This window comes from Psychrobacter sanguinis (genome assembly GCF_020736705.1).
Classification (GTDB): Bacteria; Pseudomonadota; Gammaproteobacteria; order Pseudomonadales; family Moraxellaceae; genus Psychrobacter; species Psychrobacter sanguinis.
Genome location: NZ_CP085990.1, coordinates 2,067,708 through 2,082,438 on the forward strand (window position 1 = coordinate 2,067,708; position 14,731 = coordinate 2,082,438).

Genomic DNA, 14,731 nt, shown 5'->3' on the forward strand with positions numbered 1-14,731 from the left:
CTGTTTCATTAAGTAGCTTAGTTTTTGGATTTAGTAGAGTGGGTCAATTTTTATATTTTAAAGCAGGCATTAGCTGATACACTGTACCTCTGACAACATATCTAACACTGTACTTAGTAATGTAGTTACAAATGCTTCTAGTAATGCGTCTGACGACGCCCATGGAAACTTGTATTAATTAATACAGCGCCCAAAACATTTGAATATGTGGAATGATTTACTAAAATATTGTCCTTTGTTATAAATAAGCTCAAAGTTAATAGAAAGTCAACCTTGTAAATTCTCCCTCAAATTTAGTAAAATCTCTTTTTACCAACTGCCGACTGATTCTTATGACTAAATTTATATTTGTGACCGGTGGGGTTGTATCCTCACTTGGTAAAGGTATTACCGCAGCCTCTTTAGCGGCCGTATTGGAAGCACGTGGCTTAAAAGTAACCATGACTAAAATGGATCCTTACATTAACGTCGATCCAGGTACTATGAGCCCGTTCCAGCATGGTGAGGTTTTCGTTACTGAAGATGGTGCCGAAACCGATTTAGACCTAGGGTATTACGAGCGCTTTTTACGCCACTCAAAAATGAGTAAAACCAATAACTTTACCAGTGGCCGTATCTACCAAACTGTATTGAATAAAGAACGCCGTGGTGACTACTTAGGCGGTACAGTACAGGTTATCCCGCACATCACTGATGAAATCAAACATCGTATCCATGCGAGTGGCGAAGGCTACGATATTGCCATTATCGAGATTGGTGGTACGGTAGGCGATATCGAGTCTCTACCCTTTATGGAAGCGGTACGTCAGCTACAAGTTGAGCTAGGCCGTAATCGCGCCATGTTAATGCATTTAACATTAGTTCCTTATATCAGCAGTGCGGGTGAAACCAAAACCAAACCTACTCAGCATTCTGTGAAAGAGCTACGTTCTATTGGTTTACAGCCGGACGTATTAATTTGCCGTTCAGAACATGCTATTGGTGAAGACAACCGTCGTAAAATTGCGCTTTTCACTAACGTAGAAGAGCGTGCAGTAATTACCTGTGAAGATGCGGACACCATTTATCAAATTCCACGTACCTTATACGAGCAAGATTTAGACGATATTATCTTGGAGCGTTTTGGTATCGAAGCACCAGAAGCAGATCTTTCAGACTGGGATAAAGTGGTTGAACGTCTGTTAAATGCTGAAGGCAAAGTGACGGTAGCTGTCGTTGGTAAATACGTTGAGCTGCCTGATGCTTATAAATCAATTAACGAAGCACTGTTACATGCTGGTATCACTCACAAAACCAAAGTAGAAATTGATTATGTCGATGCTGAAGTACTTGAGACAGATGACAGCTTATTACAACGTCTAGAGCAAGCCGATGCTATTTTAGTACCAGGTGGATTTGGTGAGCGTGGCAAATTAGGTAAAATGCGTGCCATTACCTACGCCCGTGAAAATAAAGTACCTTACTTAGGTATCTGTTTAGGTATGCAGTTGGCAGTGATTGAATTTGCCACCAATGAGTTAGGCCTGAAAGCAGACTCAACTGAGTTTAACCGTCAAGCTGAAGAGCCTATCATTGGTCTTATCACTGAATGGTTGGATGAAAAAGGTGAGCTTCAAGTTCGCAATGATGATTCTGACTTAGGCGGTACCATGCGTTTGGGCAGCCAAAAAGCTGAATTGATTGAAGGCTCTAAGTTGCATCAAATTTATGGCTCTAAGGTTATTACTGAGCGTCATCGTCACCGTTATGAGATGAACAACCGCTATATTGAGCCTTTAGAAGCAGCGGGTATGACCATCTCTGGTTATTCAGCCAAGCAGCATTTGGTTGAGTCAGTAGAGATTGCCGATCATCCTTGGTTTATCGGGGTTCAATTTCACCCTGAATTCACCAGCTCGCCTCGTGGTGGGCATCCTTTATTTGCTAGCTTTATTGAAGCGGCAATTAAAAACCAAAAATAAAATAGTGGTTTATTATAGATAATGTTATTAACCATAGACTGAGCAATTAACTGTTTGGTTCACTGGTTATTAGTATTTAACTAAAAAATAATGTGTTAATAAAAAAGAGGTTGGGATGTCCTAACCTCTTTTTTAATTTTTAAGCGAGTTTTAGTGTTTTGTATACAAGGTTTGTATTTGTCTCGGCATGTACTACAATCATTTACAGTGACAATATTGGATGTCTTGTCTATCAAACTTTTTATATAAAATAGGCCATCTTCTAAATTAGTCTATCTGTATCAAACTTTCCAGACCTAATAATTGTCGTGTTTCAGCCCGTTCATCTGGATAGATTAATAACTAGATTAGCGATAACGATGCGCTACTTTGACCAATAAATAGACTAAAATATCGATTTTATTACTTATTATAATTGACTCAATAAAACAGAGAAAACTATGACTGCGTTAACTCAAGCCCAATCACAAATTCAGCTGAATGACATGACGATTGCCAATGATAAGCCATTTGTCTTATTTGGTGGCATGAACGTTTTAGAATCTAAAGAGCTGGCATTCGAAATTGCAGAAGGCTATATCGATATCTGTAACCGCTTAGGTATTGGGTATGTATTCAAAGCCAGCTTTGATAAAGCCAACCGATCAAGCTTAAACTCATACCGTGGTCCAGGCCTAGAAAAAGGGGTGGATTGGTTGGGTCAAATCAAAGAAAAATATAATGTGCCCATCATCACTGACGTGCACGAACCTTATCAAGCCCAGCCTGTGGCAGAAGTGGCCGATATTATTCAGTTACCTGCTTTCTTAAGCCGCCAAACAGACTTAGTACAAGCCATGGCTAAGACAGGTGCCATTATTAATATTAAAAAAGCACAGTTTCTTGCTCCACACGAGATGCGTCACATCATTAACAAGTGCTTGGAGGCGGGTAATGATAAGATTATTTTGTGCGAACGTGGTACCTCATTTGGTTACAATAACCTAGTAGTAGATATGCTTGGCTTTGATACTATGAAACAGATGGACGTGCCAGTATTCTTCGATGTCACTCACAGTCTGCAACAGCCAGGCGCCCGTAGCGATAGTGCAGGTGGTCGTCGTGAGCAGATTACTACTTTGGCACGAGCTGGTATGGCAACCGGTCTAGCAGGATTATTCTTAGAAGCACATCCTGAGCCTGAAGTGGCAAAATGTGATGGCCCTTGTGCTTTAAGAATGAGTCAATTAGAGCCATTTTTGTCTCAGTTAAAGCAAATTGATGACTTAGTTAAAGGCTTTAGCGTACTAGATACGCATTAAGCTGAGTCGATGTAAGCCGGTAAATATAGACCAATTAAAATAAATAACTTAATTTAAATAGCTCAATTTAATGTAATTGATAGCTAAAAGGAGGGCAGTTATGGCGATTCAACAGGTACAATTTAGTATTAAAAATATCGATGATGCGGAAGGACTTGAAAGTGTCATTACTGCTCTAAAGAATATTGATGGGGTGCAAGCTGCTGAATTATCTCCTGAGAATGATGTGGGTACGGTTCGCTTTGAAGATACGCAAACCTCTATCCATGCTATTACTGCTGCAGTTAGCATGGTTGATTATGTGACTCAGCCCTTTCCAGTAGATGCCCCACAAAACCCAAAGAATTAATCTAAGGATTAAAGGTTAAGTAAGCCGGTAAAAATTAAATTTCCAATAAATCGATGAATAAGGAGCACATAATGGCGACTGAAACTCGTGTTATTAATGTTGAAGGGATGACTTGTGGTGGCTGTGTCAAAAGCGTAGACAGTGCTGTGAGTCAACTTCAAGGTGTGCAATCAGTAGATGTGGATCTTGAAGGGAATAAAGCTTCTGTGACTTATGATGCGTCAACTGTTGCTGTTGAAGCCATAGTAGAAGCTATTGAAGACGCAGGATTCGATGCCTCAGTGGCTGCTCAATAATCACTAAGCGCTTTTTAATAAATGGTTTAAACAATAGTTTAAAAAATGATTTCTCATCCGATATTTGCTTAATCCGTCAAAAGCCAGCTATTTGCTGGCTTTTTTCATTGAATAGTTTTTTTATATCTAAGGCAAATCAAATTACATTAGCCCATTATGTTAAGAGGCAGTAATTAGGCGCAGTATAGGCTCGAATTATCGCCAATTCATGCTGTGTTCACTATTTACTTTACTTTGTCTAGTCAGAGGCATACATTGCTTATCTATGCTTTCCTGTCTAGAATCCACCTTGATTGTCCTACCGACTGTCGTTAGTCTTTAAATTACTCTTTTTTGTTCCGTTAACCTTGGTGTTGTTATGTCCACTTCGCAAGCTACAAATAACGATAATCTTAATAAAAATAACTCTGAAAATAATCCTCAAAACACTTCTCAAAATGATCCACAGCACGATTCGAACAATACATCGAAAACTCCTGCGACTCATTTAGCTAAGACTCAGTTTCAAGTTGAAGGTATGTCCTGTCAAGCGTGTGCCACTCGTATCGAGAAGGTATTAAATAAAAAGCCAGCTATCGATTCAGCAAGTGTTAGCTTTGCAGGTGAGACCTTAAATGTCAGTTATGATGCCAGTCAAGCGACCGTGGATCAGATTAGCGAGTGGGTGAGCAAGACTGGGTTTACTGCGGTGCCTATGGTAGACAATCAAATTCCACAGTCCGTTGACACGTCTATGGATTGGCGACTGGTACTGATTTGGATCTGTATGATTCCATTTTTGATCGGTATGGCCGGTATGCTATTCGGTCAAGGCATGCATTGGATGCCTGCGTTATGGATTCAGTTCTTATTGGCTACTTTTGTTCAGTTTGGATTGGCGGGTCCTTTTTATCGCAGTGCCTGGGCATCTATCAAGGGTGGCCTAGCCAATATGGATGTGTTGGTGGTGATAGGTACCGTGACCATCTGGGCCTATTCTACCTATATCTGGCTACAAAGCTTAGGCATTAATCTGCTCGATAGCAGTAGCTTCGCTTTGAGCTGGTCAGAGATTACCAGTCATAGTGCCGCACATGTGCCTGTATATTTTGAGGCGGGGGTGATGATTATCGCCTTTGTTAAGCTTGGTAAATACTTAGAACAACGTACTAAAAAGCACAGTCTTAATAGTATCAATATGCTGCTTGAGCTCACACCAACGACGGTCGAAAGACTGGTAAAAGATGGTAAAGGACAAAATATAGCTGTAGAAAATAATACTACTGAGGCAAGCGTTGAGCGTATTGAGCTAAATGACGTGCAAAAGGGCGATATCTTACGCGCCAAACAAGGGTCACGAGTGGCCACCGATGGTATTGTGGTCTCAGGAGAAGGATGGTGTGATGAAAGCCACCTAACCGGAGAGTCAGTTCCCGTTACCAAAAATAAGGGTGATAGAGTGCTGGCAGGCGCAATGGTAGAAAATGGCAGTCTTAATTATCAGGTTACTGCCAAGGGCCGAGAGACTCAGCTTAGTGACATGGTAAAAGCCTTGAGTGAGGCTCAAGGCAGTAAAGCCGATTTAGCCCGTTTGGCAGACAAAGTGGCTGCGGTATTTGTGCCGGTAGTGGTGCTGATTGCACTCGTTACTTTTGGTCTGACCTTTTGGTTAACCGGTGCGATGGATAAAGCCATTTTGCACGCCGTTTCAGTATTGGTCATTGCTTGTCCTTGTGCGTTAGGTTTGGCAACACCAGCGGCAATCATGGCCGGTATGGGGGTTGCTGCGCGACATGGCGTATGGTTTAAAGATGCTCAAAGTTTAGAGATGGCAGGCAGCGTCGATACGGTTGTGTTTGATAAGACGGGGACGCTGACCAAGGGCAAACCTAATATTGTTGACTCAATGATGGTCAATAAAGAGATTAAAGCCGATGACGTGCTGCAGTTAGCGGCTAGTGTTGAAGTACATGCTAGCCACCCGTTGGCAACTGCTGTGGTCACAGCGGCTCAAGCCAAAAACTTACCTCTACTGCCGGTCAGTAAGGTAGATGTTGTTGCTGGCATGGGGATTAAAGCAGATGTCGAAGGCTTTGGCGAAGTTAGAGTGGGCACTCCAGAATTTGTGGGCTTAAATTTACCCAAAAGATTGCCTAAAGTTTGGCAAATAGCCAGTAACATTGCGGTTAGTATTGAAGGTATGCCACTGGGTATGTTTGCCTTAGCAGATGAATTAAAAGAAGAAAGTACTCAAGCGGTTCAGACGCTTAAAAATGATGGATTAGAGGTGGTGTTGCTCAGCGGTGATAAGCCCTCTGTAGTCGAGCATGTGGCTCAGGATTTGGGCATAGAGACGGCGCAAGGTTATTTAAAACCTCGTGATAAAGCACAGTGGATAGAAGCGCATCAAGCCGTGGGTCATAAAGTGGCAATGGTAGGAGATGGGGTGAATGATGCCCCTGCAATGGCCACGGCCGTCGCTAGCTTTGCAATGCTAGAGGGGACAGAAATTGCTAAGCACAGTGCTTCAGCCAGATTAATGGGCGACTCGATTATGCAGGTACATTCAGGAGTAGATATTGCCAAAGCCACGGTAAGAAATATTAAGCAAAATCTATTCTTTGCGTTTGTTTATAATTGCTTGGGTATTCCACTGGCTGCTTTCGGTCTGTTAAACCCTATGATTGCTGCCGCCGCTATGGCATTAAGCTCAATTTCAGTGCTTATGAATGCTTTGCGCTTGACCCGTTATAAGGTTTAACCTTTACCAAAAATTGCAGGGACTTATGTTTTTGGTTAATTATGCCAAAACAAGTCCCATAATATAGAATAAATCAATGACAGAGTGCGTGATACATCCAAGATTTTAGTAATTTGTGCTATCATTAGCCAAATTATTTAACACCTTATTTAATATCAAAGATTTGCTTTAAAATCCCTTAAACCTTTAGCGGTTTAGAAAGTTTTGGCAGTCGTAAAATTAGGTTTCGATTTTAATTACTCAGAGTGTTTGTTAGCCTGCTGTTAAAGTTAGCAACTAATGTTGGGTAATCTGCTCAAAACTTATTCTTTATCACTTAATTAAAGAGGCTTGTCGCTCTATGTACGCAGAAAGTATTACTAACGCAACTGAAATTCAAGATATTCGTGCTCGTGAAATCTTAGACTCACGTGGTAACCCAACTATTGAAGCGGACGTTATTTTAGCAGATGGTTCTATGGGCCGTGCTGCTGCTCCAAGTGGCGCCTCTACAGGCTCTCGTGAAGCATTAGAGTTACGTGATGGCGATAAGTCTCGTTACTTAGGTAAAGGGGTTATTAAAGCCGTTTCTAATGTTAATAGTCAGATCAGAAGTGCTTTACTAGAAAATGATGCCACTGATCAACAAGCGATTGATGACCGATTAATTGAGCTTGATGCGACTGAAAACAAAGACAATCTAGGGGCTAACGCTATGTTAGCTGTGTCATTAGCAACTGCTAAAGCAGCTGCTATTTCACAAACCATCCCTTTGCATCAGTACATTGCTAACTTACGTGGTCAGACTTCTTTAACCATGCCAGTACCGATGATGAATATCTTAAATGGTGGTGAACATGCAGATAACACCGTTGATATTCAAGAGTTTATGATTGAGCCAACTGGCTTCAGCAGCTTCTCAGAAGCCCTTCGTGCCGGTGTGGAAGTATTCCATAGCCTAAAATCAGTACTTAAAGCACAAGGCTTAAACACAGCAGTAGGTGATGAAGGTGGTTTTGCCCCAAACTTACGCAGTAACGAAGAAGCCATTACCGTTATCCTAGAAGCCATTGAAAAAACCGGCTATAAAGCAGGTAAAGATATTCATTTAGCGCTAGACTGTGCGGCCAGTGAATTCTACAAAAATGGTGAATATGTGTTAGCCGGTGAAGGCAACAAGACCTTCGACAGCCAAAGCTTCTCAGATTATCTAGTCAGATTAACGGAACAGTATCCAATCATTTCAATTGAAGATGGTCTAGATGAATCAGATTGGGATGGATGGGCGTACTTAACCAGTAAACTGGGCAAGAAAGTACAGTTGGTAGGTGATGACTTATTTGTTACCAATCCAAAAATCCTACAAGAAGGTATCGATAAAAATATTGCCAACGCTATCTTGATCAAGTTCAACCAAATCGGTACGTTATCTGAAACCTTGGATGCCATTTATTTAGCTAAGAAAAATGGTTATGCCACGGTTATCTCACACCGTTCAGGCGAGACAGAAGACAGCACCATTGCTGACTTAGCAGTAGGTACAGCAGCAGGTCAAATTAAGACTGGTTCTTTATGCCGTTCTGACCGTGTGGCCAAGTACAACCAGCTATTGCGTATCGAGCAGCAAGTACGTGCCAGCTACCGTGGTGGCGAAGAGTTCATCGGTTTACGTGGCTAATAAGTTCGCTAATTTTAGTTGAATTAGTGGTCTTTAGTTGGTTATAAGATTGAGTGGCTGTCCTAAGGATACCACTCAATCTTGCTATTAAAGCTGTGTAACTGATTACGCTACCATGATATAGAACACGATGATATGAAACGTAATGTTATAAAGTGAAATACACTAGATTTTGAGTGTAATATCTTATTTGCTGTTATACTTTTATCACCAGTCGCCGTAAAACCACCCACTTCAGGGTGTGGATATAAGGCGACATACACTGTCGTAAGAAGCAGTTGAAGGGTTGTAAGTTAAAATTAACTTGGCCATACTGAATATATGAAAACACTCAAACTACGCATCAAAGACAAACATGCAAACCAGCTAAACAAACTAGCTGGGAGTGTTAACTATGCGTGGAACTATGTTAATGCGTTAAGCTTTGAGCATTTAAGACGCACAGGTAAGTACTTTTCAGCGTATGATTTAAGCCAATACACCAAAGGTAGCGGTGAGTATTTAGGATTACACAGTCAGACCTTACAGGCCATTAACGAGACTCATGCTAAATCACGCAAGCAGTTTAAAAAAGCGAAACTTAACTGGCGTACTAATAGACCTGATGCCAAGCGTAAATCATTGGGATGGATCCCCTTTAAGAAATCTGCTATCAAGTATTTGCAAACAAGGCAGACAGGTAAGAAGGCACTTAAATCAACCATACAGCTATCCTTATCTAAAGGTCAAAAGCTCATCATCGATGTATTCGATAGCTACAACCTAAGCCTATATCAAATTAAGACCTTAGAGATAGTACAAGATAGTCGTAATCGTTGGTATGCGTGTATTACCGTTAAAGACTTTCCTAAGCAGGTAAGTGGTAAGGGCAGCGTTGGTATTGATTTGGGCTTAAAAGAGTCTGCTACTACCTCAATGGGTGATAAACTTACTATTAAGCAGACCCAAAAATGGTCTAAAAAGCTTGCTATCGCTCAGCGTGCTAACAATAAAAAACGTGTTAAAGCAATCCATTCCAAAATCAAAAACACAAGATTAGACTTAATTCATAAATTCACCAACCAATTAGTTAAGGATAGTGTCTTAATTGTGGTTGGTGATGTTAAATCACGTTCATTTACCAATAAAAAAAACAAGCTAGCTAAATCGACATATGATGCAGGATGGTTTGAACTTAAACGACAACTGGAATACAAATGCAAGCATGCAGGTTGTCAGCTTGAGATGGTAAATGAGAGTTACACTACCCAGACCTGTTCGTGCTGCCATAAAATAAGTGACAGTAGTCCGAAAGGTAGAGCAGGCTTGCGAATAAGAGGATGGACTTGTGCTGAGTGTGGCACATGGCATGATAGAGATATCAATGCTGCTAAGAACATCCTCGCGGTCGGGCTTGACCGTCTAGCTGTAGGAATCCCCTCGGTTTAGCGAGGGGAGGAGGTCAACAATGATTTGTAGCTAGTCGGAATGGTCGTATCTGTTTGTTATACCTTGCTATTTTAATGCTTACTTTTTAATTTATTCTAAGTCGTCTTATGAAATATTTTAGCCAATTCATATTGTTTTTGATTGCTCTTGCGGTATTGCTAGGTTTGCAGTATCAATATTGGCTGGGAAAAAGTGGACGAGCAGGCTTAGAACAGCTGCATACTGAAACTGAGATACAGCAGCAACTAAATGATCAAAAAATTGATGAAAATAAAGTACTGCGTGCTGATGTTAATGACTTAAAAACGGGATTAGAAGCAGTAGAAGAACACGCTCGCTTAGATTTAGGCCTAATTAAACCAGGTGAAACCTTTGTACAGCTATCCACTGCACCGGTGACTCATACCAATCAGCCGACGCCTCCAGTTAATCCTCAGGATGCGATAGAAAGTATTCCTTAGTCTTTGTTTCTTATCAATTGGCTATTGTACAGTCAATTATGAGCTTGAAATTAAGTTTTATTTCATTCTTTTCCTTCTTCATAAAAATCAAAAGTGATTTATTATGACCGCAAACCCACTTGACTCCATAACGGTTGATTCTGTCTTCCCCCAAGTATTCAGCTTAATCGTTGCTGCCGGAAAAGGCAGCCGCTTTGGTGCCGATATACCTAAGCAATACACGCCCGTACTCGGTAAAACCATTGTTGAGCAAAGTGTCAGTGCGTTAGCAGCTAGTGATTATATTAACCAAGTATTGTTGGTTATTGCTAAGGATGACGAGATTGCTCAAGATCTAGATTTTATGGTGTCGGTCACCTTTGTAGAAGGAGGTGCCGAACGTTGGCAGTCGGTAAAGTCAGGGGTAGAAGCTATTTTTGCGGCAGGGGCTAAAGATGAGGATTTAATCCTTATTCATGATGCAGCCAGACCTTGCGTATTGGCCAAGCATATTGATTTGGTGATTGAAACGGCAATGCAGGAGCCCTATGGCGCCATTTTAGGCGTACCTGTAGCAGACACCCTAAAGAGAGTAGGTGTAGAAGGCAATATTGAGGCCACAGTGGATCGAAGTAGCCTATGGCAGGCTCAAACCCCACAAGTGTTCAGAGCGGCTAAATTGCGTCAGGTTTTGGATTATGTGGCACAGCAAGGATTGATGATTACTGATGAAGCCAGTGCTTTTGAAGCGATGGGTTATACTATAAAAATAGTGCCTGGCAACAATCAGAATATAAAGCTAACCTATGCCGAAGATCTAACTTTAATTGAGAGCATTCTTAGTAGCCGTTAATGGCTGGTAATGGTGTATCGTGACAGATGAAACTATTAAGTGAATACAATAATCGGTATCAGATGACTAATTGTCAGATAGCCAATAGTTAATAAATAGATGCCAGAAAGCTAACAGCAACTCAGTCAATAAAGCCATCAAAATTTAGACATAAAAAAAGCCAAACTCAAAGAGTTTGGCTTTTTTCGCAAGCAATTATCAACTGGATAATGCTTACTTAGATAACACAAAATAGTGGTATCCCGTAGGGGATTCGAACCCCTGTTACCGCCGTGAAAGGGCGGGGTCCTAGGCCTCTAGACGAACGGGACACAGACCACTTCGACCGCTTTCACCGTTAATGTCGAAGTGGTGCATATTCTAATGGGGTTCGCTTAAGGTGTCAAGCATTTTTACTAAATTTTTTAAAACTTTTTATTTGGCCTGTCTTTTAGTAGACAATGCGGGTAAATAATTGGTTTATCACCAGTCGCCGTAAAACCACCCACTTCAGGGTGTGGATATAAGGCGACATACACTGTCGTAAGAAGCAGTTGAAGGGTTGTAAGTTAAAATTAACTTGGCCATACTGAATATATGAAAACACTCAAACTACGCATCAAAGACAAACATGCAAACCAGCTAAACAAACTAGCTGGGAGTGTTAACTATGCGTGGAACTATGTTAATGCGTTAAGCTTTGAGCATTTAAGACGCACAGGTAAGTACTTTTCAGCGTATGATTTAAGCCAATACACCAAAGGTAGCGGTGAGTATTTAGGATTACACAGTCAGACCTTACAGGCCATTAACGAGACTCATGCTAAATCACGCAAGCAGTTTAAAAAAGCGAAACTTAACTGGCGTACTAATAGACCTGATGCCAAGCGTAAATCATTGGGATGGATCCCCTTTAAGAAATCTGCTATCAAGTATTTGCAAACAAGGCAGACAGGTAAGAAGGCACTTAAATCAACCATACAGCTATCCTTATCTAAAGGTCAAAAGCTCATCATCGATGTATTCGATAGCTACAACCTAAGCCTATATCAAATTAAGACCTTAGAGATAGTACAAGATAGTCGTAATCGTTGGTATGCGTGTATTACCGTTAAAGACTTTCCTAAGCAGGTAAGTGGTAAGGGCAGCGTTGGTATTGATTTGGGCTTAAAAGAGTCTGCTACTACCTCAATGGGTGATAAACTTACTATTAAGCAGACCCAAAAATGGGCTAAAAAGCTTGCTGTCGCTCAGCGTGCTAACAATAAAAAACGTGTTAAAGCAATCCATTCCAAAATCAAAAACACAAGATTAGACTTAATTCATAAATTCACCACCCAATTAGTTAAGGATAATGTCTTAATTGTGGTTGGTGATGTTAAATCACGTTCATTTACCAATAAAAAAAACAAGCTAGCTAAATCGACATATGATGCAGGATGGTTTGAACTTAAACGACAACTGGAATACAAATGCAAGCATGCAGGTTGTCAGCTTGAGATGGTAAATGAGAGTTACACTACCCAGACCTGTTCGTGCTGCCATAAAATAAGTGACAGTAGTCCGAAAGGTAGAGCAGGCTTGCGAATAAGAGGATGGACTTGTGCTGAGTGTGGCACATGGCATGATAGAGATATCAATGCTGCTAAGAACATCCTCGCGGTCGGGCTTGACCGTCTAGCTGTAGGAATCCCCTCGGTTTAGCGAGGGGAGGAGGTCAACACTCAGTAAACAGTGGGGATACATAACTGCTCGTTTTAAATGATACCTAATCCATAGACTAGTTATCATGCTAATCGCACAGGCAAAAAGTATATAGCCAACTATAACTCCCCAAATCATATTAGTAGATTCCATGAGTTTCTCCTTAGAGAACAAGCCTATGTGATTTCCAAGGCTATTAATATTTTAACTGTCATAAAAAACAGTTAATCAAAAATATAGTCCATTAAAATAAAAGCTACTAATCGATATGAGATACTTCTATATATCTATCACTACTATACGTTTATATAGTTATAACCTAACTTTAGGTAGTGGATTAAGTTGTAATATGGCTATGTAGAGTTTTCTTTATTGACTATCTTTATTGACTATAAGTGCTTGGTGGTGGTTCAAAAAGTAGGCTGACATTAGACATATCCATGATTGATGTAAAAGAAAGCTAAATCAAAGGCTTTAAAGTGATTTTCCAGCTTTTTAGAAAAGTTACAACTTCGCCTAAATGCTCGCCTTACTCGATGTCTGATAGTGCAATTATTACCTTCAATACCGACCGTGAAAAACTTGCCAATGACTTGGGTAAAGCCCTTAAAACCGGTAACAAAGCTATCCCAGGTATCACTAGCGATTCTAGCACAACTTACGCCTAAGGCTTGCAGTTTAGCTTTAAGCTTTTTGACAGTGTTAAGGTCTCGTTTTCCCCACACATAGGCAACAATTTCACCTGTGTCACGGTGATAGGCATAAATTAGCCATTGTTTGTTGGTCTTCTTGCCTACGAATGTCCAAAGCTCATCGACTTCAAGACAGTCGTATTGCCTTTGCTTGGGGGTTATTTGGTAGTGACACTTTTTTAGGGTGGCCAGTACTTTGCCTTTGCTGATTCTCTCAACGCAAGCGATGTCTTTTATGCCACTGCCTCGAACCATAAGATGGCGTATTTTGCTATCTTTTTGGGAGTGACAGCCTTGGTACGTTAAGGCATGGTCGCCAATAAACTGCCGTTTGCAGTCTTTGCATTTATAGTTTTGTTTACCATAGCTTTTGAAGCCATTTTTCTTTATACTGTCACTTAGACAGGCTGGGCATTTGATGTATAGTGTGATTTGCATTTCACTATTTTATCAATTTCTCAGCCTGTTTTTTTTCAGCCTACTTTTTGAACCACCACCTAAGTGCTTTACCTCTTTCACTCTACTCCAGATTTCTCATTAGCTGTGTTATCTTCAAGTAGGGCATTGGTAAGCATCGGGTAACTGTTTAAGATATGACAAAACAGTTCCGCAGTCTTTTGGGTATCGTAAAGTGCAGAATGTGCTTCTGTCCCACTAAACTCGATACCTGCGGCTTTACACGCTCTTGCCAAGACAGTTTGACCAAAAGCAAGGGCAGAGAGGGTAACGGTGTCTAATACTGAAAACTGATGAAACGGGTTGTGATTTTTGCTATTGGTGCGTTCAATCGCCGCATTCAGAAAGGACAAATCAAAATGGGCATTATGACCCACTAATATGCATTTTAGGCAGTCGTTTTCTTTGCGTACTGCTTTTAGCTCTTTGAAAATACGACGTAACGCAGGCTGCTCTTCTTCTGCAATTGCTTTTCGCATTGGATTATTAGGATCAATACCGGTAAAGTCCAATGCTCGCTGCTCAAGGTTTGCACCTTCAAATGGATTGAGATGCGCATTCAAAGCCTCACCTGGAATAAATTTACCTTGCTCGTCCATAATGATGGGGATACAAGCAAGCTCCAATAAAGCATCGGTCTTCGCATCAAAGCCTGCAGTTTCCACATCGACTACCACCGGTAGAAACTTACGAAAACGATCCACCATTTTCAATACAGGTTGTTGGGCAAAGCCATTACCATTCGTGTTTTGATCAACAGCGGTGACATCAGAGCTACTTTCATTAGACGAGGTGTTAGTACACACTCGAGGCTCGCTACTGTTGCCGTTTTGGTATTCGTCGTCAGTTATATTAGATTGAGTCATAAATCAAAA

At 40.9% G+C, this 14,731-nt stretch carries 12 protein-coding genes and 1 tRNA gene; 10 read left to right on the forward strand and 3 right to left on the reverse strand.

All coding sequences use genetic code 11. The features are described from left to right. The first annotated feature begins 332 nt into the window (after positions 1-332). The 9 genes from LK453_RS08765 (at position 333) to ispD (ending at position 11,025) form a co-directional block, all read left to right on the forward strand. A complete protein-coding gene (locus tag LK453_RS08765) occupies positions 333-1,961 on the forward strand; it encodes a CTP synthase (RefSeq protein ID WP_007395293.1) in 1,629 nt (542 codons plus the stop codon). A gap of 440 nt (positions 1,962-2,401) precedes the next feature. Next, a complete protein-coding gene (kdsA, locus tag LK453_RS08770) occupies positions 2,402-3,262 on the forward strand; it encodes a 3-deoxy-8-phosphooctulonate synthase (RefSeq protein ID WP_007395292.1) in 861 nt (286 codons plus the stop codon). 100 nt (positions 3,263-3,362) lie between these two features. Next, the gene (locus tag LK453_RS08775) at positions 3,363-3,611 is read left to right on the forward strand and encodes a heavy-metal-associated domain-containing protein (protein WP_007395291.1); all 249 of its coding nucleotides are present in this window, start codon (positions 3,363-3,365) and stop codon (positions 3,609-3,611) included. Positions 3,612-3,682: 71 nt separating this feature from the next. Next, the gene (locus LK453_RS08780; RefSeq protein ID WP_044298348.1) at positions 3,683-3,907 is read left to right on the forward strand and encodes a copper ion binding protein; all 225 of its coding nucleotides are present in this window, start codon (positions 3,683-3,685) and stop codon (positions 3,905-3,907) included. A 358-nt stretch (positions 3,908-4,265) separates the two neighbouring features. Continuing rightward, on the forward strand, positions 4,266-6,647 hold the full coding sequence (locus LK453_RS08785) for a heavy metal translocating P-type ATPase (protein ID WP_201538312.1): 2,382 nt from the start codon (positions 4,266-4,268) through the stop codon (positions 6,645-6,647). Positions 6,648-6,987: 340 nt separating this feature from the next. Further along, positions 6,988-8,304 (forward strand): phosphopyruvate hydratase, encoded by a 1,317-nt coding sequence (eno, locus tag LK453_RS08790; RefSeq protein ID WP_007395288.1) that lies wholly within the window; start codon positions 6,988-6,990, stop codon positions 8,302-8,304. Positions 8,305-8,625: 321 nt separating this feature from the next. Further along, positions 8,626-9,732: an RNA-guided endonuclease InsQ/TnpB family protein gene (locus LK453_RS08795; RefSeq protein ID WP_227945145.1), complete on the forward strand. Its 1,107-nt coding sequence runs from the start codon at positions 8,626-8,628 to the stop codon at positions 9,730-9,732. Between the two features lie 107 nt (positions 9,733-9,839). Further along, a complete protein-coding gene (locus LK453_RS08800) occupies positions 9,840-10,193 on the forward strand; it encodes an FtsB family cell division protein (RefSeq protein WP_007395287.1) in 354 nt (117 codons plus the stop codon). Between the two features lie 103 nt (positions 10,194-10,296). Beyond that, positions 10,297-11,025, forward strand: coding sequence for a 2-C-methyl-D-erythritol 4-phosphate cytidylyltransferase (gene ispD, locus LK453_RS08805; RefSeq protein ID WP_007395286.1), 729 nt, complete (start codon positions 10,297-10,299; stop codon positions 11,023-11,025). 235 nt (positions 11,026-11,260) lie between these two features. Here the strand turns inward: ispD and LK453_RS08810 are convergent. Further along, positions 11,261-11,336, reverse strand: a tRNA-Glu gene (locus LK453_RS08810). A 265-nt stretch (positions 11,337-11,601) separates the two neighbouring features. Between LK453_RS08810 and LK453_RS08815 the strand changes: the two genes are divergently transcribed. Continuing rightward, positions 11,602-12,708 carry an RNA-guided endonuclease InsQ/TnpB family protein gene (locus LK453_RS08815; protein ID WP_227953989.1) on the forward strand — a complete coding sequence of 369 codons (1,107 nt, stop codon included), beginning with the start codon at positions 11,602-11,604 and terminating at the stop codon, positions 12,706-12,708. A 428-nt stretch (positions 12,709-13,136) separates the two neighbouring features. On the opposite strand, the gene LK453_RS08820 is transcribed toward LK453_RS08815, so the two are convergent. Together LK453_RS08820 and rnt are read right to left on the reverse strand one after the other, a co-directional pair. After that, entirely contained in the window at positions 13,137-13,838 is a 702-nt protein-coding gene (locus LK453_RS08820) for an IS1 family transposase (RefSeq protein WP_227953986.1), read from the reverse strand. 77 nt (positions 13,839-13,915) lie between these two features. After that, the gene (gene rnt, locus LK453_RS08825) at positions 13,916-14,563 is read right to left on the reverse strand and encodes a ribonuclease T (protein WP_044298457.1); all 648 of its coding nucleotides are present in this window, start codon (positions 14,561-14,563) and stop codon (positions 13,916-13,918) included. Between the last annotated feature and the right edge of the window lie 168 nt (positions 14,564-14,731).

What these genes read in the sequence shown, in the direction of transcription:
- LK453_RS08765 (WP_007395293.1), top strand. Translation starts at nt 333, where the DNA reads ATGACTAAATTTATATTTGTGACCGGTGGGGTTGTATCCTCACTTGGT.
- rnt (WP_044298457.1), bottom strand. Translation starts at nt 14,563, where the DNA reads ATGGTGGATCGTTTTCGTAAGTTTCTACCGGTGGTAGTCGATGTGGAA.
- LK453_RS08815 (WP_227953989.1), top strand. Translation starts at nt 11,602, where the DNA reads ATGAAAACACTCAAACTACGCATCAAAGACAAACATGCAAACCAGCTA.
- ispD (WP_007395286.1), top strand. Translation starts at nt 10,297, where the DNA reads ATGACCGCAAACCCACTTGACTCCATAACGGTTGATTCTGTCTTCCCC.
- LK453_RS08775 (WP_007395291.1), top strand. Translation starts at nt 3,363, where the DNA reads ATGGCGATTCAACAGGTACAATTTAGTATTAAAAATATCGATGATGCG.
- LK453_RS08780 (WP_044298348.1), top strand. Translation starts at nt 3,683, where the DNA reads ATGGCGACTGAAACTCGTGTTATTAATGTTGAAGGGATGACTTGTGGT.
- eno (WP_007395288.1), top strand. Translation starts at nt 6,988, where the DNA reads ATGTACGCAGAAAGTATTACTAACGCAACTGAAATTCAAGATATTCGT.
- LK453_RS08820 (WP_227953986.1), bottom strand. Translation starts at nt 13,838, where the DNA reads ATGCAAATCACACTATACATCAAATGCCCAGCCTGTCTAAGTGACAGT.
- LK453_RS08785 (WP_201538312.1), top strand. Translation starts at nt 4,266, where the DNA reads ATGTCCACTTCGCAAGCTACAAATAACGATAATCTTAATAAAAATAAC.
- LK453_RS08800 (WP_007395287.1), top strand. Translation starts at nt 9,840, where the DNA reads ATGAAATATTTTAGCCAATTCATATTGTTTTTGATTGCTCTTGCGGTA.
- LK453_RS08795 (WP_227945145.1), top strand. Translation starts at nt 8,626, where the DNA reads ATGAAAACACTCAAACTACGCATCAAAGACAAACATGCAAACCAGCTA.
- kdsA (WP_007395292.1), top strand. Translation starts at nt 2,402, where the DNA reads ATGACTGCGTTAACTCAAGCCCAATCACAAATTCAGCTGAATGACATG.